At 55.5% G+C, this 23,886-nt stretch carries 11 protein-coding genes and 9 pseudogenes; 11 read left to right on the plus strand and 9 right to left on the minus strand.

From position 1 onward, the window contains the following. Positions 1 to 134 precede the first annotated feature (134 nt). The 3 genes and pseudogenes from JZM24_RS14635 (at position 135) to ycgN (ending at position 3,168) form a co-directional block, all read left to right on the plus strand. Positions 135 to 1,333, plus strand: a pseudogene (locus JZM24_RS14635) (IS3 family transposase). A 604-nt stretch (positions 1,334 to 1,937) separates the two neighbouring features. After that, the gene (locus JZM24_RS14640) at positions 1,938 to 2,594 is read left to right on the plus strand and encodes a fumarylacetoacetate hydrolase family protein (protein WP_215670574.1); all 657 of its coding nucleotides are present in this window, start codon (positions 1,938 to 1,940) and stop codon (positions 2,592 to 2,594) included. 124 nt (positions 2,595 to 2,718) lie between these two features. Beyond that, positions 2,719 to 3,168, plus strand: coding sequence for a cysteine cluster protein YcgN (ycgN, locus tag JZM24_RS14645; RefSeq protein WP_215670576.1), 450 nt, complete (start codon positions 2,719 to 2,721; stop codon positions 3,166 to 3,168). 622 nt (positions 3,169 to 3,790) lie between these two features. Here ycgN and dsbB read toward each other — a convergent pair. After that, entirely contained in the window at positions 3,791 to 4,312 is a 522-nt protein-coding gene (gene dsbB / locus JZM24_RS14650) for a disulfide bond formation protein DsbB (protein ID WP_215670578.1), read from the minus strand. Positions 4,313 to 4,623: 311 nt separating this feature from the next. On the opposite strand from dsbB, the gene fadR reads away from it, so the two are divergent. Then, on the plus strand, positions 4,624 to 5,352 hold the full coding sequence (gene fadR / locus JZM24_RS14655; RefSeq protein ID WP_215671211.1) for a fatty acid metabolism transcriptional regulator FadR: 729 nt from the start codon (positions 4,624 to 4,626) through the stop codon (positions 5,350 to 5,352). 31 nt (positions 5,353 to 5,383) lie between these two features. Here the strand turns inward: fadR and JZM24_RS14660 are convergent. Beyond that, a pseudogene (locus JZM24_RS14660) lies at positions 5,384 to 5,977 on the minus strand (SpoVR family protein); the annotation flags it as partial. Positions 5,978 to 6,942: 965 nt separating this feature from the next. Here JZM24_RS14660 and JZM24_RS14665 point away from each other — a divergent pair. Then, a pseudogene (locus tag JZM24_RS14665) lies at positions 6,943 to 8,229 on the plus strand (D-amino acid dehydrogenase). A gap of 44 nt (positions 8,230 to 8,273) precedes the next feature. After that, positions 8,274 to 9,335: a catabolic alanine racemase DadX gene (gene dadX, locus JZM24_RS14670; RefSeq protein ID WP_215670580.1), complete on the plus strand. Its 1,062-nt coding sequence runs from the start codon at positions 8,274 to 8,276 to the stop codon at positions 9,333 to 9,335. Positions 9,336 to 9,487: 152 nt separating this feature from the next. On the opposite strand, the gene JZM24_RS14675 is transcribed toward dadX, so the two are convergent. Further along, positions 9,488 to 10,804 (minus strand): multidrug effflux MFS transporter, encoded by a 1,317-nt coding sequence (locus JZM24_RS14675; protein WP_215670581.1) that lies wholly within the window; start codon positions 10,802 to 10,804, stop codon positions 9,488 to 9,490. Between the two features lie 215 nt (positions 10,805 to 11,019). Here JZM24_RS14675 and JZM24_RS14680 point away from each other — a divergent pair, with 215 nt between their 5' ends. Beyond that, a complete protein-coding gene (locus JZM24_RS14680) occupies positions 11,020 to 11,454 on the plus strand; it encodes a MarR family winged helix-turn-helix transcriptional regulator (protein WP_215670582.1) in 435 nt (144 codons plus the stop codon). 123 nt (positions 11,455 to 11,577) lie between these two features. On the opposite strand, the pseudogene JZM24_RS14685 reads toward JZM24_RS14680, so the two are convergent. From JZM24_RS14685 to JZM24_RS14695, 3 pseudogenes are all read right to left on the minus strand, one after another. After that, positions 11,578 to 13,299 (minus strand): annotated as a pseudogene (locus JZM24_RS14685) (potassium/proton antiporter). 1,052 nt (positions 13,300 to 14,351) lie between these two features. Beyond that, a pseudogene (locus tag JZM24_RS14690) lies at positions 14,352 to 15,627 on the minus strand (YeaH/YhbH family protein). A 36-nt stretch (positions 15,628 to 15,663) separates the two neighbouring features. Then, positions 15,664 to 17,598: pseudogene (locus JZM24_RS14695) on the minus strand (PrkA family serine protein kinase). Positions 17,599 to 17,992: 394 nt separating this feature from the next. Here JZM24_RS14695 and JZM24_RS14700 point away from each other — a divergent pair. Further along, complete coding sequence (locus tag JZM24_RS14700; RefSeq protein WP_215670583.1) at positions 17,993 to 18,781, plus strand: MipA/OmpV family protein; 789 nt, start codon at positions 17,993 to 17,995, stop codon at positions 18,779 to 18,781. A gap of 91 nt (positions 18,782 to 18,872) precedes the next feature. Then, a pseudogene (locus JZM24_RS14705) lies at positions 18,873 to 19,727 on the plus strand (aldo/keto reductase). Positions 19,728 to 19,964: 237 nt separating this feature from the next. On the opposite strand, the pseudogene JZM24_RS14710 reads toward JZM24_RS14705, so the two are convergent. Then, positions 19,965 to 20,833 (minus strand): annotated as a pseudogene (locus JZM24_RS14710) (D-hexose-6-phosphate mutarotase). Positions 20,834 to 20,901: 68 nt separating this feature from the next. Next, positions 20,902 to 21,900, minus strand: coding sequence for a glyceraldehyde-3-phosphate dehydrogenase (gene gapA, locus JZM24_RS14715; protein ID WP_215670584.1), 999 nt, complete (start codon positions 21,898 to 21,900; stop codon positions 20,902 to 20,904). 344 nt (positions 21,901 to 22,244) lie between these two features. Here gapA and msrB point away from each other — a divergent pair, with 344 nt between their 5' ends. Together msrB and JZM24_RS14725 are read left to right on the plus strand one after the other, a co-directional pair. Beyond that, on the plus strand, positions 22,245 to 22,661 hold the full coding sequence (gene msrB / locus JZM24_RS14720; protein ID WP_215670586.1) for a peptide-methionine (R)-S-oxide reductase MsrB: 417 nt from the start codon (positions 22,245 to 22,247) through the stop codon (positions 22,659 to 22,661). A gap of 50 nt (positions 22,662 to 22,711) precedes the next feature. After that, on the plus strand, positions 22,712 to 22,984 hold the full coding sequence (locus tag JZM24_RS14725) for a YeaC family protein (RefSeq protein ID WP_215670588.1): 273 nt from the start codon (positions 22,712 to 22,714) through the stop codon (positions 22,982 to 22,984). Between the two features lie 247 nt (positions 22,985 to 23,231). On the opposite strand, the pseudogene pncA reads toward JZM24_RS14725, so the two are convergent. Further along, positions 23,232 to 23,884: pseudogene (pncA, locus tag JZM24_RS14730) on the minus strand (bifunctional nicotinamidase/pyrazinamidase). Positions 23,885 to 23,886 lie beyond the last annotated feature (2 nt).

The following is a 23,886-nucleotide window of genomic DNA, read 5'->3' on the forward strand; positions in this document are numbered from 1 at the left end:
GATGGCTGAATCAATTATGCCCGAGGCGATTTTGCCGTTTTCCTGATTTAGCCCCCTGAAACACCAGACAGTAGCTGTATCTCCAGATAAGAGATAGGCTTGAATATATGTCTAACACTAACGCCAATTTTGATATGACCGGGATCCTGTTAGGTCAAGAAGTCCGTAAACGTAAAACTCCTCAGGAAAAAATGGCCATTATTCAGCAGAGGATGGAGCCCGGCATGAATGTCTCCCATCTCGCACGACTGCACGGTATCCAGCCCAGCCTGCTGTTTAAGTGGAAAAAGCAATATCAGGAAGGCAGCCTCACTGCCGGGGAGGACGTTGTTCCTGCCTCTGAGCTTGCAGCTGCATTGAAGCAGGTCCGGGAGCTCCAGCGCCTTCTGGGTAAGAAGACGATGGAGGTTGAGATCCTAAAAGAAGCCGTGGAGTACGGCCAGTCACGAAAATGGATAGCGCACGCGCCCTTGTTGCCAAAGGCCGGGGAATAGCACAGGTCAGCCGCGCCATGAGCGTGTCGCGTGCGCCGCTGTCACTGCGGATTAAGCGTTCTGCCGACTGGCAGGACAGGCGCTGTAACCGGCGTAATGACGAAGCAGACGCTGAAATACTGTCGGACATCCTCGACATCATCAGCGATATGCCCAGCTACGGCTATCGGCGGGTGTGGGGCATCCTGTGTAAACAACGTCGCGCAGAGGGACTGACGCCGGTAAATGCGAAACGACTTTACAGGATCATGTGTGAGCATAACCTGCTGTTATTACATTGAAAACCAGAGCGGCCGAGGCGTGAGCATAAGGGCAGGATCGCGGTGGCAGAAAGCGATATGCGCTGGTGTTCAGATGGCTTCGAGTTCGGCTGCGACAACGGTGAAAAACTGCGGGTCACGTTCGCACTGGACTGCTGCGACAGAGAGGCCATAGACTGGTCTGCGAGCACTGTAGGCTACGACAGTTCGACCGTGCAGGATGTGATGCTGATGTCGGTAGAAAAGCGCTTCGGCGACAGGTTACCCGATACAGCGGTGCAGTGGTTGACGGACAACGGTTCAGCGTATACCGCGCATGAAACGCAGAGGTTCGCCAGAGAACTGGATCTGGAGCCCTGCACAACAGCGGTGAGCAGCCCGCAGAGCAATGGCATGGCCGAACGGTTCGTGAAGACGATGAAGGAAGACTATATCGAGTTCATGCCAAAACCGGATGCGAGAACAGCCCTGCGAAACCTTGCAGCAGCGTTCACGCATTACAATGAAAACCATCCGCACAGCGCGCTGGGATATCACTCTCCGAGAGAATACCGGCGGCAGCGGGCTTCGTTAACTTAAGATACAAAAGCTGTACGGAGATGGCGGGGCAAGATCAATTTTGCCGTTTTCCCTTACAGCCGCAACCTACTGTTTCGCGACTGTTAGCGCAACGACATTGGTCGGGTATGACGTGACAATGTCACTTATATTAATGCCTTCTCTCCGTCTTTCACCAAAAATCCCAGGGCGTTTTACGTTCGGTACGGGACGACCGCCGCTTGGCCGCCAATCCAGCGGCGGACAATGAGCCCTTTATCGATTACCGCCGGCCGGCTGGCCGCCAATTCAGCGGCGGACAATGAGTCGCTTACCGCCGAGCGCCGGCCGCTCTGCTATTCCCCGTGCGCAGGGTATGCGGGTTCTCTTTACATGCGCATCATCGCCGCTGCCGGTGGTGGAATCAGCGCTTTTTCGACCGACAAATCGGCGCTCTTATGATGGGAATTCACCACCGCCATCCCTCCGTGGCCCTACATTTCACCAGCGCGTCGCCATCGTGGCGGGCGACACGCCGTCCCCACGACACAAGAAAAGCACCAGAAGGCTACCTCTTTGCGTTGTCTGGCGTATGATAACAACGTTAAACAAGTAAACAGGGTGTTAACGATTGCAGGAGAGAGCAATGTATCAGCACAGAAATTGGCATGGCGCACTGCTGGATTATCCGGTCAGTAAAGTGGTCTGCGTAGGCAGTAATTATCGTAATCATATTAAGGAAATGGGCAGCGCTACCCCCAGTGAACCGGTGCTGTTTATTAAGCCTGAAACCGCATTGTGCGATATTCGTCAGCCTATCGTCATTCCGAGCGGTCTGGGTGAAGTCCACCACGAGGTGGAGCTGGCTATTTTGATTGGCGCGCCGCTTAAACAGGCGAACGAACAACAAGTGGCGCAAGGTATCGCCGGCGTGGGCGTCGCGCTGGATCTAACGCTGCGCGACCTGCAGGCGCAGTTCAAAAAAGCGGGACAGCCGTGGGAAAAAGCAAAAGGCTTCGATGGCGCCTGCCCTATATCGGGTTTTATCCCGGCGGCGGAATTCGGCGATCCGCAGCAGGCGGATTTGACGCTAACCGTCAACGATCGGGTCCGGCAACAGGGTAATACCCGTGACATGATCCATCCTATACTGCCGCTGATTGCCTATATGAGTCGTTTCTTTACCCTGCGTCCCGGCGATATCGTGCTTACGGGAACGCCGGAAGGGGTAGCGGCGCTTAAGTCAGGCGATGTGCTGGCGTTAAGCCTGAATCAACATCAGCTTACCACGCGTATTATTTAGCACCCGCTTCAGCCAACGCGCCAAGCGGTCGAGTGTCGTCACAACGCCTGCTCGAAAAAAAGTTGCATCCGAGGGGGAAAAAGCATTATAAAAACGACCCCTTAATTCACGTTAGGAGACCACCATGCCTGAACGCACCTTTCGGCAGACGAAAACCCTGGCCGAAATGTCCAATGAGGAGTGGGAGTCCCTGTGCGATGGTTGCGGGCGCTGCTGCCTGAATAAATTGATTGATGCCGATACCGATGAAATTTATTTCACCAATGTTGCCTGTAATCAGCTCAATTTAAAAACCTGCCAGTGTCGGAATTATGCCAACCGTTTCGCTTATGAGCCGGACTGCATAAAATTGACCCGTGAAAACCTGGTGGCTTTTAACTGGTTACAACCCACCTGCGCCTACCGGCTGCACAATGAAGGCAAAGCGTTACCTCATTGGCATCCACTGATCACGGGCTCCAAGGCCGCAATGCACGGCGAGCGTATTTCAGTGCGCCATATTGCGGTCCGGGAAAGCGAGGTCATCGCTTGGGAAGACCATATTCTCAACAAACCCGATTGGGCTACCGGATGAACAAAAGCCCGGTTATTGCCACGAATGACGCGAGGCTTTCGTTACGCAAAGCGGGTCCAATGAAGACGTATCGGCGTGGCCCTCGTGTTAAAGCTTGGTGACCGGGTACGGGGGAATGACCACCTGAGTTTCCTGATCACGGATAGCGTGACTGTCATTTTTACTACCGCTGGCGACTGCAGTAATTTTGCGGCTGACACCGCTTTGGGCGCCAGCATCCCTTGGCGGCCAATCTCTGCGTTTTACTGGTCTCGCCTTCACGATAACGTCAACGGGCAACCCCCCAGGGGGATATACACAGCAATGAGTTATTAATTTCTTAATAGTCTAAGCCGATTATGAATAAATTGCGTCATGTCGAGGCAAAAAGGGCAGGAAGAGTCGATTATCAATGACGGAATAATACCCAATGATCTAAAACCTTTGCGTGGAAGAACCCGTTTAATCCCATTTAGCTAATGACATCTTGCCATCGCGTTACTATTGAGCCTTTCTAAGGCTGGCAAAACCGGGCTGCGCAATGTGTGTCGAAGCTTATTGGCGCGGCGATGAAACCTGATTGCCGCGCCGCGATGGCCTGCGTATGACGGCGTAGTAACGCCGTCATGCCAACAGGCTGTCATCAGCGGGAAAAGAGGTCGCGCTTGCGCGGGGGAAAACATTGTGCCAGCAGGATGAGGACCGCTACCGCCAGATAAGCGCCAAAGATGACGATCATCCATTGCGGCATTTCCAGCGACAGGAAATGCCATTGGCGCACGGCGCAGTCGCTGAAAACCGAGGGCAGCCACTTGTCCAGCGGCAGCCAGGAAGGAAAACTGACGAAAAAATCGCAGGTGACGAACGGGGAGGGATGCAACTGAATATCGGTGTGTTTCATCGCCAGCAGCAGGCCCTCCCAGGCGCTGTAAAGCCATAGCGCCAGGACGACGAAACGCAGCGGCGTCGCGGGCGCGATGGCACCTACCAGCCCGGCGGCAACGACGCCATACAGGGCGCAACGTTGATAAATACACAGCACGCAGGGATTGAGCCGCATGACATGCTGAAAATAAAGCGCGACCAGTTCCAGCGCGAAGGCGGTGAGTGCCAATAGTAACCAGGCTGCACGGTGCTTGGAGCAGCGGTTTAACGATCGCATCATAAAAGATTATCCAGAACAGTTAAGTGGCGTGAAACGAGCATTCTAAATCAAAAAACAACAGACACCAGCGACTTTTCCGCCGGTGGCACACCGGAGGCCGCGCCGTTTTACTATTATTGAAGTTATCCACGCGTACCCGGACCGCAAAAAAGCGCTCTTTTGGCCGCCGTTCACCATAAGCGGGAGATGGGTTATAGTCTGCCGGCGGCAGTCGAGGTAAAATAACCCGCTTGTTCATGATGGAGTCACCGCGCCCGTTCGCAAAGGGTGATAGGCATGTGGATGGTTAAGCTGCTATGGAACAAACGAATATGGTCATCAAAGCGCAAAGTCCTGCCGGTTTCGCGGAAGAGTTTCTGATTGAAAGTATCTGGAACAATCGCTTTCCGCCCGTCTCCATCCTGCCCGCAGAGCGGGAACTATCCGATCTTATCGGCGTCACCCGCACTACGTTGCGCGAGGTGCTACAGCGATTAGCCCGTGACGGCTGGCTCAAGATCCAACACGGCAAGCCGACCCGGGTTAATAATGTCTGGGAAACGTCGGGCCTGAATATTCTGGAAACGCTGGCGCGGCTCGACCATGACAGCGTGCCTCATCTCATCGATAATCTGCTCTCGGTGCGCACCAATATCGCCGCGATTTTTATCCGCCTGGCGGTGTCGCTCTATCCCGATAAAGCGCAGGCGGTACTCTCGCAGGCATCGACGGTGGATGATAAGGCGGAAGCGGATAAGGCCGACGCCTTTACCGAAATGGATTACCGTATTTTCCACGGTCTGGCATTCGCTTCCGGTAATCCTATCTACGGACTGATTGTTAACGGCTTGAAAGGACTTTATCTGCGGGCGGGGCGTTATTATTTCACGAATCCGCAGGCCCGCAAGCTGGCCCGTAATTTTTATAGCCAACTGGCGACGCTGTGTCGCGCGGGGCTTTATGATCAAGTGATTGAATTGGTGCGCCGCTACGGTAAAGAAAGCCGGGATATCTGGGGCGCCATGCAATCCGCGATGCCCAAGGATATTGCCGGGACATGACCGTCGGCACCGGGTGGGCTGCGGCGCCGCCCTTTTCTTCCTGCAGCGAGATCTTTTGCGGGCGTTTATAACGATCGACGCCGTGATTTATCAGCGCATGACAGGAATCCAACAGCTGATCAACCTGCTCAACGCCGTAGCGTTCTTCGCATTTGGTAATATATTTGCTGGCAAAAATCAGGTAATCGACAATCGAACTGGCGTCAGTCCAACTGCGGAAAAGATAATTGTTTTTGAAAAACGAGTTATGTCCGTAACAGGCATGAGCCATCACCAGCGCCTGCATAGTCATGGTATTTTCTTCCATCAGATAGGCGATACAGGGATTGGAGTTAATCACAATCTCATAGGCCAACCCCTGTTGACCGTGCTTATAGCGCTGCTCCGTTTCAATGAACTTTTTGCCGAAAGACAAGTGGGTATAATTGATTGGCATACCCACGCTGGAGTAGGCATCCATCATTTGTTCGGAAGTAATAACTTCTATTTGATGGGGATAGGTCTCCAGGCGATAATGTTTGGCAACCCGGTCAATTTCATCGAGATATTGCTGGAGCAGTTCAAATGTCCAATCCGGTCCATCGCTAAGGCATGTGGCAGAGGGTGATCGTTCATCAATAGACATCGTCATCAGCGCACCTCATCGTTACAGACAGCACGAGATCATGCTGTCTTATTATTAATCCTAGCGCAAGATGAAAATCGCGAATGATGCGATAGGGCAACCGTGCGTTAAGGGCAAGGGTGGGCTAACGGGTCACCACCTGGACGAAATGACCTGCGGGTAACAATGCAGGGGAACCCCGGGGCAGATGCCGTGTGAGCGTTGTAAGTCCGGGCGGCGCTCGTTGCAGTCCATCGGGCGCTAAGAGAAAACGGCCGCGGCCAGCAGGGTTTGCCGGGCAGCTGGTGGCTTAGTGTGTCCTACCCGGGCGCCCTATGTGAACTGGTAAGGGCCGGGCGGGTAGCTCGTGTGAACAACCGAGGGTCGGGCGGTCGCCCTGATGTGAACAGCCGAGGGTCGGGCGGTCGCCCTGATGTGAACAGCTGAGAACCGGGCGGGTGCCCTGGTGTGAACTGGCAAGGGCCGGGCGGGGACAAAGTGTGAGCAGACGAGGGGTAGGCGGTTTTGACAGCCGCCGCCATCACGCTATGCCCGCGCGGGGCCGGCCCTGACAGTGCCCAGATGCCGTGTCGCTTGCGTCATGACGGTCGGGGGCATCCGTTGGCAGGCAGGGGTGCGGCAGGGAAATATTCGCTACCGTGGCCGCTAAGCCCTATTAAATACTTATCACAGTTATCGACATTTGATCGTTGGCTAGGGTGAAGGTTGATCATCAGTAGGGTTTTTCATACTGTAACATAATGACCGACATAAGGTTAATGCTATTTTATCCCGCTAATTGTCACTTTTTATGATTAAATCAGTTTTTCCATTTGGCTATTGAATTAACCCTGCCGCAAAGTATTTAATAAAATGTCAATAATTCTCCGGCCGGCGTGTTTGACGCTTGCGGTGCATCTTTTTACTTATCTTTCGTACGCCAGCATTTTCTGCTGTAGCGGATGCGGGTTTGGGATCAGACAACCATGCAGGTAATTGTTTTAGGCAGTGGCGTCATCGGTGTGACGTCGGCTTGGTATTTAGCGCAACAAGGGCATCAGGTTACCGTGCTCGATCGTCAGCCCGTCCCGGCGCTGGAAACCAGCGCCAACAATGCCGGTCAGATATCGCCCGGTTATTCCGCGCCTTGGGCCGCGCCGGGCGTTCCACTCAAAGCTATTAAATGGATGTTTCAGCGTCACGCGCCGCTGGCCGTCAGATGGCACGCCGATGGCGCGCGATTGCGCTGGATGTGGCAGATGCTACGTAATTGCGATAGCCGGCATTATTATATCAATAAAAGCCGCATGGTACGGCTGGCGGAATATAGCCGCGATTGTTTAAAAGCGCTGCGTAACGAAACCGGCATTCGCTATGAGGGCCGGCAGGCAGGAACGCTACAACTGTTTCGTAGCGAGAAGCAATTCGCTAATGCGCAACGAGATATTCCGGTATTGCGCGCGGAAGGCGTACCCTATGCGCTGCTGGAAGCCAACGAACTGATAAATGCCTAACCGGCGCTGGCGGGCGTTGTTCACAAGCTGTCCGGCGGTTTACGTCTGCCAAACGATGAAACCGGCGATTGCCAGTTGTTTACCCGCCATCTAGCTGCCATGGCGGCGGATAAGGGGGTCGTATTCCGATATAACTGCCCCATCGACGCGCTGGTACGCAATGGTGACCGTATTGACGGCGTGAGCTGCGGCGGTGAAATCCTGCGCGCTGATGCCTACGTGATGGCCCTGGGATCTTATTCCACCGCGATGCTGCAGGATGTTGTGTCTATTACGGTTTATCCGTTGAAGGGCTATTCGCTGACGATCCCATTGGCTGATGAGCGGGGCGCGCCGGTGTCCACCGTACTGGATGAAACTTACAAAGTTGCTATCGCCCGCTTCGATCGGCGCATTCGGGTAGGGGGAATGGCGGAAATTACCGGTTTTAATACCGAGCTGCTGACCAAACGTCGGCTGACGTTGGAAACGGTGGTACGGGATTTATTCCCCACCGGGGGGCATATTGGCCAGGCGACGTTCTGGACCGGCCTGCGGCCGATGACGCCGGACGGCACGCCGCTGGTAGGCGCCACAGCGCTGCGTAATCTTTATTTGAATACCGGCCACGGTACGCTCGGCTGGACAATGGCGTGCGGCTCGGGGCGCCTGTTGGCGGATCTTATCAGCGCGCGGGTACCGGAAATTCAATATGACGATCTGTCCGTTGCGCGTTATGCGCCCGGTTTTGATGCCGTGGCCGTCGCGCGGCGGGTCTGAGACCGCTTACAGCGGCCATTTTGTAGAGGTAAGGAGCTGTTTTCATGCCACGTCCGATTGTCGCCACGGTGGATTGCGCTGCGCTGGCGTCAAATTTAACCGTCGTCCGCCGCCATGCGCCGCAAACGCGCGTGTGGTCGGTGGTCAAAGCCAATGGCTATGGCCATGGTCTGAATGCCGTTTGGCAAGGGTTGCAGCAGACGGACGGTTTTGCTCTGCTGGATCTTAATGAGGCGGTTGTGCTGCGGGAAAAGGGCTGGCAAGGCCCAATTTTACTGCTGGAGGGTTTTTTTCAGCCGGCGGATTTAGCGGTTATCGATCGCTATCGATTGACCACCGTCGTGCATATCGACTGGCAAATCGAGGCGTTAAGGCGGATGACCCCGCGAGCGCCGCTGGATATCTACCTGAAACTCAATAGCGGCATGAATCGGCTGGGCTTCAGCGAGCGTGCTTTGCCCGGTGCCTGGCAGGCGCTGAAACACGTGGCGCCCCTGACGTTAATGACCCACTTCGCCTATGCGGATATGCCGGAAGGGGTTGAGGGGCAAATGGCGGTCGTGGCGCGCGCCGGTGATGGTTTGACAGGCCCGCGCTGTCTGGCGAATTCCGCCGCCACTTTATGGCATCCCGAGACCCACTGGCAATGGGTGCGGCCCGGCATTATTCTCTATGGCGCCTCCCCCAGCGGTGACTGGCAGGACATTGCCGCCAGCGGTTTGCGTCCGGTGATGACGCTGCAAAGCGAATTGATTGCCGTGCAGTCGGTGCCGGCAGGTGGGCGTATCGGGTACGGCGGCCGTCATCGGGTGAACGAAACGCAGCGGGTCGGCGTCGTCGCCTGCGGTTACGCCGATGGTTATCCGCGCCACGCGCCGACCGGGACACACATTTGGGTCGATGGCGTGAGGACGCGCACCATTGGCGCGGTGTCCATGGATATGCTGATGGTGGACTTACAACCTTGTCCGCAAGCCCGCATTGGCTCACAGGTTGAACTTTGGGGAGATCACGTTAAGATCGACGAAGTGGCGGCCTCCGCCGGTACCCTCGGCTATGAACTGATGAGCGCGTTGACGTCGCGGGTCACGGTGCAGGTTCGCTGACCGGTTCATCCTGGGCGTGCGCGAGTGATGTTACGGCGTAAAAATATTGAAGGCGCAACCGGTTTAGCGCGAGCGTACCCTAGCGCTGCTCGTCGTGCGGACATTGGAAGCGCAACCGGTTCATCCTTGGCGTGCGCGAGCGTTGTTACGGCCTAAGAACATTGAAGGCGCAACCGGTTCAAGGTGGGCGTCCGAGGGCGCTGCTGAGGCGTCAGGGCGTTAAGGATGAACCCTGACAGCTGGGCACATCGCGGCAAGTGATCGCGTTCGGTCGTTAAGGGTTCAACCGCTTCAGCTGCGGCGCAACGTGGCGCGCGCAGCCGGGCCGCGAAGGCAAATACCGCCCCCAGCAGCATCACCAGCGCCAGAGTCTGGCGCGGCGCCAGCGGCAGCGCCATCATCGATAAGCTGACCGCGGCGGCGCCCGCCATCTGCACAAAACCGTTCAGCGCCGACGCTCCCCCCGCTTCTTCGGCGAACGGCTCAAGGGCATAGCTGGTGGCCGGCCACATCAAAAACGCCAGGCGGGCACAGGCGGTTGCGACGGGTAACATATAACTTAACCAATGCTGCTGCCAGCTTGCCGGTGCCGCCGTGACGCTGAGCAGTAGCATCACACTGCCCAGCGCCATCAATACGGTGCCGAGCGTCAGGCAAGTGGGGCGTCCCATGGTACGAATGACCCGATTGGCAATAACGCTTGCCAACATAATCCAAAAGCCGTTGGCGCCAAACACCATGGAAAAGCCCAGCGGCGACAGCCCGCCTTCTCCCATAAGTACCTGCGACGACAGCGAGACGTAAGTCAACGCCATCGCCATGGCACCCGTATTCACCAAGGCAAACAGAATAAAGCGGCGTTGGGTCGCTATCTGCCCATATCGGACAAAAGGCAGAGTGGTTGACCTTCGGGTACCTGCTGGACGGGTTTCAGCCAGGCCGACGGCCACTAGCGCCAAGACCAACAGCGAATAGGCGGCTAACGCCCAGAACGGCGCGCGCCAGCCGAAGCCTACCGCCAGCAGCCCGCCCGACATCGGCGCCAGCGCCGGGACAATATTCAGCGTGCCATTTAGAAAGCTGAAAGCGCGGGCAGCATCGTCGCCGTCCAGCCGGTCGCGCACGCAGCTAAATAACGCCACGGTGGTACAGCATACCGCCAGCCCTTGCAGCACACGTGATAGAACAAATAGCCAGTGGGTCGTCGCCATGGCTGCCAAAATGGCACCCGCGCCGTACAGCGCTACCCCGACCAGCGCCAGTGGACGGTGGCCGAAATAGTCTACCAGCGGTCCGGTGATAAGCTGCCCGATACCCATCACACCGATGAACAGCGGGATAGTCGACTGGATAAGCGCTTCGTCGCTGTGGAGCCCGTGGGCGATGAGGGGAATAACCGGTAGATACAGATCAATGCCGAGCGGACCCAGCAACACCAGCAACAATAAAAGGATAAGAAACTTTTGCATTTACACGCCACGCCATAAAGGGATGGCAAGCATAATAGTTGCCTGCGAAATAAAGTATGGAATGCTGTTATGTTAATTGATTTGCCTGTTAATCATGAATTGATATGCATGATTGGCGGGGAATAATTTCTTTGTTCAACCAAGCGCGTGTCGTTGGTCTTCGTAATCAATGTGTGATAATTTTTAACATAGTGTATCTTTACCTGATACGGCTGATGAATACTGACTATAAAAATTTTTCAAAAATGTTGCATTTGACCTCGCGCGCGCTGCGTATGGCTATCGATCGGCGCCTGAAATACCTTGGCCTGAGCCAGGCAAGCTGGGTTGCGGTCGCCGCTATCGCCGGTGCGGAATTGCCGCTATCGCAAAGCGAACTGGCGCAGCGGCTTGGCGTTGAGGGGGCGACGGTGGTGACGATGGTCGACCGTCTGGTCAAAATCGGTCTGGTGCTACGCATTCCCACACCGGCCGATCGGCGCAAAAAATTGCTGGTGGTCACCGATGAGGGTAAGGCGCTGTACGAAAAAGTGCGTACAGAAGCGGATGCGCTGGGTAAAGAAATTCTGGAGGATGTCGATGCCCGGGATATGCAGGTGGCCATGCGGGTGCTGGCGAAGGTTTACAATGCCACGGAAACACTGACCTGAACGGCGGCGTTCATTCGCGCGCCCAGCGATACACAGTTTGACGCCGGCCCATCAGCGTAAACAGTCAACTCTCGGCCTGCCAATCAACACCCGCGCCAGGCGTCGCCGCTGGCGCGTATGGCTTCAGGCCGGTTCATCGGCAATCTTGATGCCGATGAACCGGCCTGGTGCTCGTCTTTTTCCGCAATGGTACACACCACGCCTTCCGCAACAACATTATCGCCGACCACCGGTTCACCCCCGCCGAGTAACGCCATGACAAACCGGCCAAGGGTCAGCTCGCCGTCCACTTCGCCGGCAAATTCCAGACCGTAGATAGACGAGACATCGCGCAGACTTCCAGAATAAAATCCCCAAAGAAGCGCTGATCCAGCGCCACGGGAGGCGATTGGCTGAACAGCCTGCCCAGCGCCGGGAGATCCCGCTCCCGACCGATGACACAAAGCACATCCCTCTCACGCAGTCGGGTATTGGCGGTCGGATGGAGCAACACATTATCGCGGAATAAAGCGGCAATGCGCGTATGGCGGGGCATCTTCAAATCGCGCAGCACCGCGCCCACGCACCAGTTTTCCTCACCCAACTGATAGATAAACTGCTCCCAGGGGTTTTCCGGGTGGATATCCATCCCGACGCGGGAAATCGGCGACGCGGTTGGCGGTACCACCACTTTTGCCAGCCGGGCGGCAAAGCCGAGCGAGGTGCCCTGCAAAAGCAAAGAGATGAGGACGATAAAAAAAGCGACATTGAAATACAGGCGCGCGTTGTCCAGACCCGCCATCATCGGAAACACCGCCAGGATGATCGGCACGGCGCCGCGCAGGCCGACCCACGAGAGAAAAACACGCTCACGGGTGGTGTAGTTGCGAAACGGCAGCAAACCGACAAAAATCGACAGCGGACGCGCCACCAGCATCAACCACAGCGACAAAATGAGCGCAGGTATAGCGATCATCCACAAATCGCTGGGCGTGACCAGGAGTCCCAGCACCAAAAACATGCAAATCTGGCTAAGCCAGGCCATGCCGTCGAACGTTTGTAAAATACCGTAACGGTTGCGTATCGGCCGGTTACCCAGCACAAAGCCACACAGATAAACGGCTAAAATGCCACTGCCTTCCAGCGCCGTGGTCAGGGCGAAAATCATGATACCGACGCTGACCTCCAGCAGGGGATACAGGGCGTTGGTCAGCGAGATGCGGTTGATGACCTGCTGCAACAAGCAGCCGCCGCCCAGGCCCATCACGACGCCCAGGCCAAATTCCCGAATCAGATGCACCAGAAACAGCCAGTCAAGGGGTGGGTCTGGCCGTTTTGAATCATGGCAATAAGCGTGATGGTCAGAAACACCGCCATGGGATCGTTACTGCCCGATTCAATTTCCAGCGTGGAGGTGACACGCTCGTTCAGCCCTTTATCACCCAGCAGCGAGAATACCGCCGCAGCATCGGTAGAACCGACAATGGCGCCGATGAGAATGCCTTCAATCATATCCAGCCCAAACAGCCAGGCCGCGGCCATACCGGTTAAACCGGCGGTGATAATGACCCCTACCGTTGCCAGCGACAGCGACGGCCAGAGCGCGACGCGAAAGGCGGTGGCGCGGGTGCGCATACCGCCGTCCAGCAAAATCACCGCCAGCGCCAGGTTACTAATAAGATATGCCACAGGATAGTTATCAAACGCGATGCCGCCCAGACCATCGATCCCCGCCAACATGCCAATGGCCAGGAAAATCACCAGAATAGGGATGCCAAGACGTGAGGAAAAAGCGCTGAGCAGGATACTTCCCCCCACCAATATTGAACCTATAATAAACAAACTTATAATGGTGCTGCTGTCCAAACGCGGTCTCCTTTTGATTTTTTATTTCATACACTGCCTCTGCCTATCCTGCAGAGGCGTTGTGACCCGAAATTCCTACCATGACTGTCTGGCTGAAGGCGTCGGCACCATGACCTGAAAAGGGGAGGGAAGTTCACCATACTGCCCGGCGTGTCGTCCGTCGGAGCCAGCGACGGATGCGGGTGAGGCGGGAAACCTAGTCCGGCGAATCCCTGGCCGATACTCGATTAAACTCCCCTTTTTGCGCACAACAAAAAAGTCGTTTTTTTGGTATTTATCTCTTTTAAGGCGTTTAAGCCTCTTTTTTATCAGAACAGGCCGAAAATGGCTTTTTCGCCCACGAGGAACGGTTTTTACCGCTGGCCGCCACCCCCCTCTGCGGGCAAAGGCGATGCCGGCGCGACAATCGCTTCAGCCAAGGAACCACGGATTGGGTGACGCCGTGATCCGCTTCAGCCGCAACACTATCGTCCCGTCGTTGATGGCGTCAGCGCCATCATCAGGCAGCGCATTTTAGCCAGCGCGTCGCTGCTGTCGTTAGCCAGGGCCGGTTGACCGACGCGCTACAGCGGGCGTCGATAGCGCCTACGTGTGGACAAAGAGGACAGGGCAATGCTATCGCGGCATACAGGCACAATGGCTACCGTGCGCCGATGCCATCCTCACGCTTGCGTATCGCATCGCCACAGGGTGGCCAGTGGGCATCGGCTACGGGCAAATCCAGAATGATAGCAAGTTAATTATACTATATGACTAATAATATGATACGAAAGTAAATACCGATGAACCAGCAAAAAACGTCAATTTCGCCGGCATCGGCCCGTGCCGCCGCCGACCTTGCGCACAGAAGCGCATAATGTAGCCAGCCGATTGACGCTATTGCAGCACGGGAAAAACGTTGTCGTTGGCAGTGAGAGGGTGCAGGAGCCAAAGGGATTGCGATACAGGGTAATGCCTGCGTTGCCCGTTGCCTAGGCGTGAGGCGTTGTTGGTGCAGGAAGGCGCGGCGGTAATAAACAGCCAGTCGGATGGGCTGGCTGTTGGCGAAAAGGCTAGCGGCTTTCGTTCAATTGTCTTTGGAACAGTTCGCGGAACACGGGGTAAATATCCTCCTGGTCGCGAATATGCTGCATGGCGAAATTGTCGAATCGCGCCTGTAAATCTTCGTATTCACCCCATAGCGTCTGGTGTGCCCGGCGGGTAATTTCTATATAGCTATAATAGCGCACCAATGGCAGCAGGTGACTCGCCAGCAAGTCATGGCAGGGGCGAATCATCCGCCCAGTTATCACCGTCCGACGCCTGTGCGGCATAGATATTCCATTGATTCGGGTCATAGCGCTCCTTGATGACCTCCTCCATAAGCTTCAGCGCGCTCGAGACAATGGTGCCACCGGTTTCCTGAGAATAAAAGAACTCGTGTTCATCCACCTCCTTGGCCTGGATGTGGTGGCGGATATAGACCACATCCACGTTTTTGTAGGTACGGCTCAGGAACAGATAGAGCAAAATATAAAAACGCTTTGCCATGTCCTTGGTGACTTGATCCATGGAGCCGGAGACGTCCATCAGGCAGAACATCACCGCCTGGCTGGACGGTTCTGGACGACGCTCAAAGTTTTTGTAACGCAAATCGAAGGTATCGATAAACGGCACCCGATCGATCTTTTGCCGCAGTTCCGCAATTTCGCGCCGGATCTTTTCCTGCTCCAGCAACTGCACCGGCTCGCTGTTGGCCAGCCGGTCGAGCTCGGCCTCCAGCTGGCGGATGGCGCGCCGTTTTCCGGCCGTCATGGCGGTGCGTCTGACCAGCGAATTTTGCAGCGAACGCACCACGCTGATGTTGGCCGGCACGCCGGTCGACGTGTAGCCAGAACGATGGGTTTTGTATTCGTTCAGCTGCTTGTGCTGATTTTTTTGCAGATTGGGCAGCGCCAGATCTTCAAACAGCAGATCCAGATATTCATCCTTGGAAATCTGAAAGACAAATTCATCTTCCCATTCGCCGTTCTGGCTGGCGCTACCCTGACCGCTACCGCCACCACCCCCGGAAGGCGGCCGCTCGATGCGGTCGTTTTGCACAAAATGATCATTGCCGGGATGCACCCGATGGCGCATGCCTCCCCGACCCTGATGAAAGATGGGTTCATTGATGTCGGTATTGGGAATCGACACCGACTCCACGCTTTCCACATCGGTAACCGAACGCTTATTGATGGCCCCGGCAATCGACTGTTTAATTTGAGACTTATAACGGCGCAAGAAACGTTGGCGATTAACCATGCTCTTGTTTTTGCCGTTAAGTCGTCGGTCAATAAAATAGGCCATTATATCCTCCGGACGACAGTGTCTACGCGTCGTACGTTACGACGATTTCCTTACCCGCAGATACCATTCGCATAACAGGCGTACCTGTTTACGTGTATATCCCTTTTCCATCATACGATCCACAAAGTCGTCATGTTTTTTCTGCTCATCCGTGGAAGTCTTCGCATTAAATGATATAACCGGTAACAACTCTTCGGTATTGGAGAACATCTTTTTCTCGATAACGACGCGCAACTTCTCATAGCTGGTCCAGTTCGGATTGCGGCCGTTGTTGCTGGCGCGCGCGCAGGACGAAGTTGACGATTTCGTTGCGAAAATCTTTCGGGTTGCTAATGCCGGCCGGCTTTTCAATTTTTTCCAGCTCGGCATTCAGCGCTTCGCGGTCGAACAACTGTCCGGTGTCGGGATCGCGGTATTCCTGGTCTTGGATCCAGAAGTCGGCGTAGGTCACGTAGCGGTCAAAAATATTTTGACCATATTCAGAATAGGACTCCAGATACGCGGTCTGAATCTCCTTGCCGATAAACTCGGCATATTTCGGAATAAGGTAGCCCTTTAAATGTTCGAGGTATTTTTCCGCGATGTCCTGTGGGAATTGTTCACGCTCAATCTGCTGTTCCAGCACGTAAAACAGGTGCACTGGGTTGGCCGCCACCTCGGTATGATCGAAATTGAACACCCGCGAGAGGATTTTAAAAGCGAAGCGGGTGGACAGGCCGTTCATGCCTTCATCGACCCCGGCGTAATCGCGGTATTCCTGATAGGACTTGGCTTTTGGATCGGTATCTTTCAGGCTCTCACCGTCATAAACCCGCATTTTCGAGTAGATGATGGAGTTTTCCGGCTCCTTCAGCCGTGACAATATCGAGAACCGCGCCAGCGTTTCCAGGGTGCCCGGCGCGCCGGGCGATTCCGACAATTCGCTGTGGCTGAGCAGTTTGCTGTAGATCTTCATTTCCTGCGAAACCCGCAGGCAATAAGGCACTTTGACGATATACACGCGGTCGAGGAATGCCTCATTGTTTTTGTTGTTACGGAACTGCACCCACTCAGATTCGTTGGAGTGCGCCAGAATTATCCCGTTGAACGGCAGCGCGGCGATGCCTTCGGTGCCGTTATAATTGCCCTCCTGCGTGGCGGTCAGCAGCGGGTGCAACACTTTGATCGGCGCCTTGAACATTTCAACGAATTCCATCACTCCCTGGTTGGCGCGGCATAGCGCGCCGGAATAGCCATAGGCGTCAGGGTCGTTCTGGGCGTGGTCCTCCAATTTACGGATGTCCACTTTGCCAACCAGTGCGGAAATGTCCTGGTTGTTTTCATCGCCGGGCTCGGTTTTGGCGATGGCAATCTGCTCCAGAATCGATGGCCATACCTTGACCACTTTGAAGCGGGTGATATCGCCGCCGAACTCATGGAGCCGCTTGGCGGCCCAGGGCGACATAATGGTGCCGAGATAGCGCCGGAGAATACTGTATTCTTTTTCAAGAATATGCGCATCCTCCTGCGGATTGAACAAGCACAACGGATGGTCATTCACCGGGCTGCGCTCACCGTTGGCGCTGAGCACATAAATAGGGACCCGCTGCATGAGCGATTTCAGGCGCTCGGCCAGCGACGACTTGCCGCCGCCCACCGGACCGAGCAGATAAAGGATCTGCTTCTTCTCTTCCAAACCCTGAGCCGCATGCTTCAGATAAGAAACGATTTGCTCGATAGCCTCTTCCATGCCGTAGAATTCCTCAAAGGCAGGATAACGGGCGATCACACGGTTGGAAAACAGGCGTGAGAGCGGGGAGGCTCCTGAGCAGTGTCGATCATCACAGGGTCGCCGATGGCCATCAGCAGCCGTTCAGTGGCGTTGGCAAACGCGCTGCGGTCCTGGTGACATATCGTGAGGAATTCATGCAGGGTGAACTCTTCGTCCTTTGCAGCTTCGTAGCGCTGACGGTAATGGTCAAATATGTTCATAGCGATGCCCGTCCTTACGTTTAGCACAGGTTAAAAAGGAGCTAAGAGATAATACTAGAACCGCTCCCGAAAAAAAGAGGCTTACTGAGTACAGCAACCACTATGCCAACTTGTTCGCACTTTTATGCTACCGGACTCAGATTAATCCTTATCTACCAGAAAGTTTAGTTGGCATCCGTCAAATGTCATGGTAGCCAACTCTCTTTTTGAAGAGATTTCAATGACTCAGTTTACGTTTCCTCGGGTATGCCCCGTCTCACGCGGTCTGCAGCGCTTTGCGCAAGATATGTAAAGGACATATATAGATTTAAGATATAATATTTTTGTTATTATATATGTATGTTAATGAACCAATGTACGTTACGCGCGCGAGCTTTTATCTTATATCTACAGTATGCGCATATTTTTACTTAACGGGAAACATACATTCGTGAAAACGCATTCTCTTAAATCGCTTAACATCGTTTTAGCCGTAGGGTTGTTGTCGCCGGTTGCCGCCGTGGCCGATGATTTCTCACTCGGCGTCTCGGCTGTTTATGCCACCAGCCCGTATCGGGGTGACGATGATAAAGTGCTGCCGTTTCCGCAGATTAATTATGATAGCCAGCACGTCTATGTTAAAGGATTGAGCGCCGGCTACTATCTGTGGAAAGACCCTCAGAACCAGTTATCGGTGACGGCGGTCTATGCGCCCTGGCATTTCCGGCCAAGTAAAAATGATTATGACGATATGAAAGCGCTGGACAGGCGCCGCTCAACGGTCATGGCCGGCTTGCGCTATAACCATACCGAGGATTGGGGGGTGGTACGCGCGGAATATCTTGGCGATGTGCTGGATAACAGCGATGGCTTCACCGCCGATTTGTCCTACTTGTACCCGATGCAACTGGGTCGGTTCAGCCCGGTGCCGGGCGTGGGTGCTATGTGGGCGAGCGAAGACCAGAACAACTACTATTACGGCGTAAGCCGCAATGAATCGCGCCGCAGCGGTCTGCGTGAGTACCATGCCGACGATGGCTGGTCGCCCTATGTGCAGCTGACCGTGAACTACGCCATCACCCAGAGTTGGAATACCTATGTGATGGAGCGTTATCTGCGTCTGAGCGATGAAGCGAAAGACAGCCCGATGACCGACAGGCAATACATTGGTCTTATCGGGGTGGGTACGACTTACAGTTTTTAAGGGTGCAGCGTACGCACCAAGACGGGGCGCTTGCGCCCCGTTTGCACAGGTGAAGTGCGTTAGGGTAACGCTATTCTCTTCAGGAGGGACTATGAGCGCCGGCGATATTTGCTTTCTCGATGAGCATCGCGTTCCCGCCATCGGTCAGGGGACGTGGTATATGGGCGAGCGCAACAGCGACATCGCACAGGAAGTACGCGCGTTGCTCTGCGGCCTGGATGAAGGATTGACGCTTATCGATACCGCGGAAATGTGCGGCGACGGCGGCTCGGAGCGGGTAGTGGGGCAGGCGATCGCCGGACGCCGTGACGAGGTTTTTGTGGTGTCAAAGGTCTATCCGCAAAACGCCGGCGGGCAAAAAGCCGTCACCGCCTGTGAAAATAGCTTCCGCCGACTGCAAACCGACCGCCTGGATTTGTATTTACTCCATTGGCGCGGCGGTATTCCGCTGGCGCAAACCGTGGAGGCAATGGTAGGGCTGCAGCAGGACGGTAAAATCTTGCGCTGGGGGGTCTCCAATCTCGATGTCGCCGATTTGGAAGAGCTTAAGGCGGTGCCGGGCGGTGAAGCGTGCATGACCGATCAGGTGCTGTATCATCTCGCCTAGCGGGGGATTGAATATGACTTGTTGCCATGGTGCCGCCAGCGGCAGCTGCCGGTGATGGCCTATTGCCCGCTGGCGCAGGCCGGTCAATTACGCAATTGGCTGTTGCACCACGGTGCCGTGCAGAGCATTGCCGCTGAATTAGGCACGAGCGCGGCGCAGGTATTGCTGGCGTGGGTCATCCGCGAGCCGGGCGTTGTCGCCATCCATAAGGCGGCAAGCGTAGCGCATGTGAAAGAGAACGCAGGCGCGCTGGCAGTCACGCTGTCCGCCAAACACCTCGAGGCGTTGGACCGGGCATTTCCACCACCGCAGCGCAAGACCTTTCTGGACAGCGCCTGATGTTCAGGTCGAGGCGTTTGCTATGCCGAAAATGCGTGGAGCAGCGCGGTGCCGCGTTAACGGTTAAGCTTCCATCCGAGGTTGAAAAGCGTGGGCGCCGCGCTGGCGTTGTTGCGATTTAGCGCTTGCGCCGGCGTCGCGCTGCCGCACAGCAAAGGCTGAGCGCGTTTGAGTGGGGGCCGCACCCGTTGCACCGGTGCAGGGTTTGCGCAGACGCCACGCTCCCGTTGTGTCGGCTTAGGACTTACGCAGACGCAGCGTTTGCCGTAAGCGCGCCGGCGTTGCGGCGGTGCTAATAAGCGGTGCATTGACCCGCGCCTTCTCCACACACACATAGCTCAGGTAACTGTCATCAGCCAAATCGCCGATCGATTGCGATAGCTATTGCCCACAGTTCCAGGCTACGACGTCGCTATGGTGCTGATGATGGACTTCAATCACTCGCCCCAGCACCGGATCATGAATCAGGCTGGTTTGTGCCGGCGCGGTATAAACACGGTCCACTTCGCCGGAGAAGGTTAAATCACCCTGTTGCTGAGCTGGCTGGGCGCCGTTGACTTTATCGATAAAGCTGGCGCCGAGGCCGCTAACATGAATATCGCCGATGGCTCCCACGGTGAAATAGCTGTGCAGCGCGGCCGTTGCTTGATAGTCACCGTCGGCCACCAGTTCGAGACTGCAGGTCTGCCAGAGCGTAAAGTGGGCTTTAAGCGTGAACGGGTGGGGGAAAAAGGGTTCGGTCAGGGTGCTATCGCGCAGGGTAAAGGTCAGTTGAACCTGTTGGTCGTCTTCGCTGTGATCGCTCAGTTCCCACGGAAGAATCCGGGCGAAGCCATGATTCGGGGTCGCGACCTTGCCAAACCAGGGCCAGCAAATGGGCACGCCACCGTGGATAGCCACGCCTTCCTGAAACGCGCTTTTCTCGCTCAACCACAATACCGGTTGCTCGCCGGTGGGCTGCCAGGCGACAAGATGCGCGCCCTGTAACGTGACCGACGCACCTGTGGATGGTCCACCACCACCAGCGGCAACTGATCCTGCTGGCGCAGTGTTAATGACGGCGAAAGGGTTTGTTTGACGGGCAGGGCAAAAAGAGAGTCAGACATGATATACCTCCTGAGTAAAAGAAAAAGGGCGACATCGCTGCCGCCCTTTCGTCATCCGGTCACCAGGCTTATTTGTTGGCGATATGGGAGATCAGATCCAACACTTTATTGGAATAGCCGGTTTCGTTATCGTACCAGGCTACCAGTTTGACAAATTTGTCGTTCAGCGCGATACCGGCTTTGGCATCGAACACGGAGGTCAGCTTTTCGCCGTTGAAATCGGTGGATACCACGTCTTCATCGGTGTAGCCCATCACGCCTTTCAGCTCGCCTTCGGCGGCTTTTTTGATAGCGGCGCAGATGTCTTCATAAGAAGACGGTTTTTCCAGACGCGCGGTCATGTCAACCACTGAAACGTTCGGCGTCGGTATGCGGAAAGACATACCGGTCAGTTTACCGTTCAGCTCGGGGATCACTTTACCAACGGCTTTAGCCGCGCCGGTAGAGGACGGGATAATGTTCTGGGATGCGCCGCGGCCGACACGCCAGTCTTTGTGCGACGGACCGTCAACGGTTTTCTGCGTAGCGGTGGTGGCGTGAACGGTGGTCATCAGGGCTTCAACGATACCGAAATTGTCGTTTATGACCCTGGCCAGCGGTGCCAGACAGTTGGTGGTACAGGAGGCGTTGGAAACGATATCCTGGCCGTCATACGCTTTGTGGTTAACGCCCATGACAAACATCGGCGTGTTATCTTTCGACGGGCCGGTCAGTACCACTTTCTTGGCGCCGGCGGTGATGTGCTTACGCGCCGTTTCGTCGGTCAGGAAGATGCCGGTGGCTTCAGCGACAACGTCTACGCCGACGTCGCCCCACTTCAGGTTAGCGGGATCCTTCTCAGCGGTACAACGGATGGTTTTACCGTTGACCACCAGATGACCGTTCTCTACGGCGACGGTACCGTTGAAACGACCGTGGGTCGAGTCGTACTTCAGCATGTAGGCCATATAATCAGCATCCAGCAGGTCGTTGATGGCAACGATTTCGATGTCGTTACGTTCCTGCGCAGCACGGAAAACAATACGGCCGATACGGCCAAAACCGTTGATACCTACTTTGATAGTCATATATTCCACCAGCTATTTAATAATGAATAAAAGGTTACTTGTAAATTTACAAAAACCTCGCGCAGCGTCAAGCGGAATCGTGTCAATGGTTGCGACAAATCAATCCAGACCCCGCTCAGCGCACGTTATGTACGCAACTGACATCAACACAGCTGTCGTCTTTATGGGGGTGCCAGGCACCAATATAAACGGCGATAGGTCGCAATATGTGATTGATGTCACATTTCGACAGCGACAATATGTCTTTGTAGAGTTTACGCCAAAATTGCCTGCTACGTTGTTAATTATTTGTTATAATAGTAGTACTGGAAAGTGTACCTAGCTATCGCCCGAGAAGCACAACAATGGCCAATAATACTCCCCCACGATTACCCGATGAAGCAATGACCGAGATGCAGCGTTATGTCACCCAGCAGCAGGGCACCGAGCCGCCCTATAGCGGTAAGCTACTGGAAAATAAGCGAACCTGGCAGTACCATTGCCTGGTTTGCCATGCGCCGTTATTCTACTCAGACAGTAAATACGATTCTGGCTGTGGCTGGCCGAGCTTCTATGAGCCGGTTAGCGACGAGGCTATCCGCTACCTTGAGGGTCACACCCACGGTATGCAGCGGGTGGAAATTCGTTGCGGCAACTGCGATGCCCATCTGGGGCATGTGTTTCCCGACGGGCCGCAGCAGCCGAACGGGGCGCGTTTTTGCGTCAACAGCGCCTCGCTGCGTTTCCGGGACGGCGAAAACGGTGAGGAAATCGCCGGCTGACCTCTCGGCTTTATCGATTCAGCTAATTATTCCATATTAAAGGTTCGGTAATGGATGTTGAAGCGCTACTGGCGACCATGACGCCGGAAATTTATCAGCGGTTAATGACCGCCGTGGAACTGGGCAAATGGCCCGATGGGGTGGCGTTAACACCGGAGCAGCAAGCCAACTGCCTGCAAATGTTGATGCTGTGGCAATCGCGCCACAATAGTCGCCCGGAGCACATGAGCATCGGTACCGACGGCCAAATAACGATGAAGAGTAAGCGCGCCCTGCTGGAAGAATTGAAAAGCGCCACCGTCGAGGTGCTTAAACCCCAGTGACGCCTTACCGCGCAGGATGGCTGCGCCTCTGTGCAATGACGTCTTGCCGCATGGGGTGGCTGTACCAAATTCGCATTGATGCCTGTCGCGCAGGGTGGCTGCGCCGGCCTTAACACGCTAACGCGCGTGCTTTGCGCATCGCGGTGCAGGGCAAAAAGACGCTGCTCATTGGTGAAACGCGCCACCGCCCGTTCTCGGCATGCTGGGCGGACTGACGGCACCTAAAATCAGGCGCGCAGTGTCAGGGCTAGGCATACCCCTCATCGGTGAGACGGGCGATAAATGCGTCCATTGTCAGCCGTTCGGCACCGCGGCGCGCCATCTCGTGCAACGCCTCTGCGCTGTCCTGCGGCTGCAGGTTGACGCCTCGGCAACCCTCTGTAAGCACCTCGGTGGCATAGTCTAAGTGCAGGGCATCCAGCACGCTGTATTTGACACAATAATCCGTGGCCAAGCCCATCACCGTCAACCGGTCAATCTGCCGCGCGCGCAGCCAGCCGTCGAGGGCGGTTTGCGCCCGGCGCCCGTTGTCGAAAAAGGTGCTATAGCTGTCGATATGGCGTTGCTCGCCTTTGCGGAATATCGCCGTCACACCCTCGCGGTTCAACCGGGGATGAAAGTCCGCACCGGCGCTATTCTGCACGCAGTGTACCGGCCACCAGATTTGCGCCAGGCCGTCCAGCATGCCGAGGGTATTGACCGGTTGTCCGGCGTTAACGGCAAAGCAGCCGTGCTCCTGCGGATGCCAGTCCTGGCTGGCCACGACGGGGATCCCGCACCGGACGCACAGCGCCAGAGCCGCATTGGCCACCGCGATCACCGCGTCCCCCCCGGCACCGCCAGCGCGCCGCCGGCGCAAAAATCCTGTTGTAAATCGACTAACAATAATGCTCTGGCCATGG

The organism is Candidatus Sodalis endolongispinus (genome assembly GCF_018777395.1).
Classification (GTDB): Bacteria; Pseudomonadota; Gammaproteobacteria; order Enterobacterales; family Enterobacteriaceae; genus Sodalis_B; species Sodalis_B endolongispinus.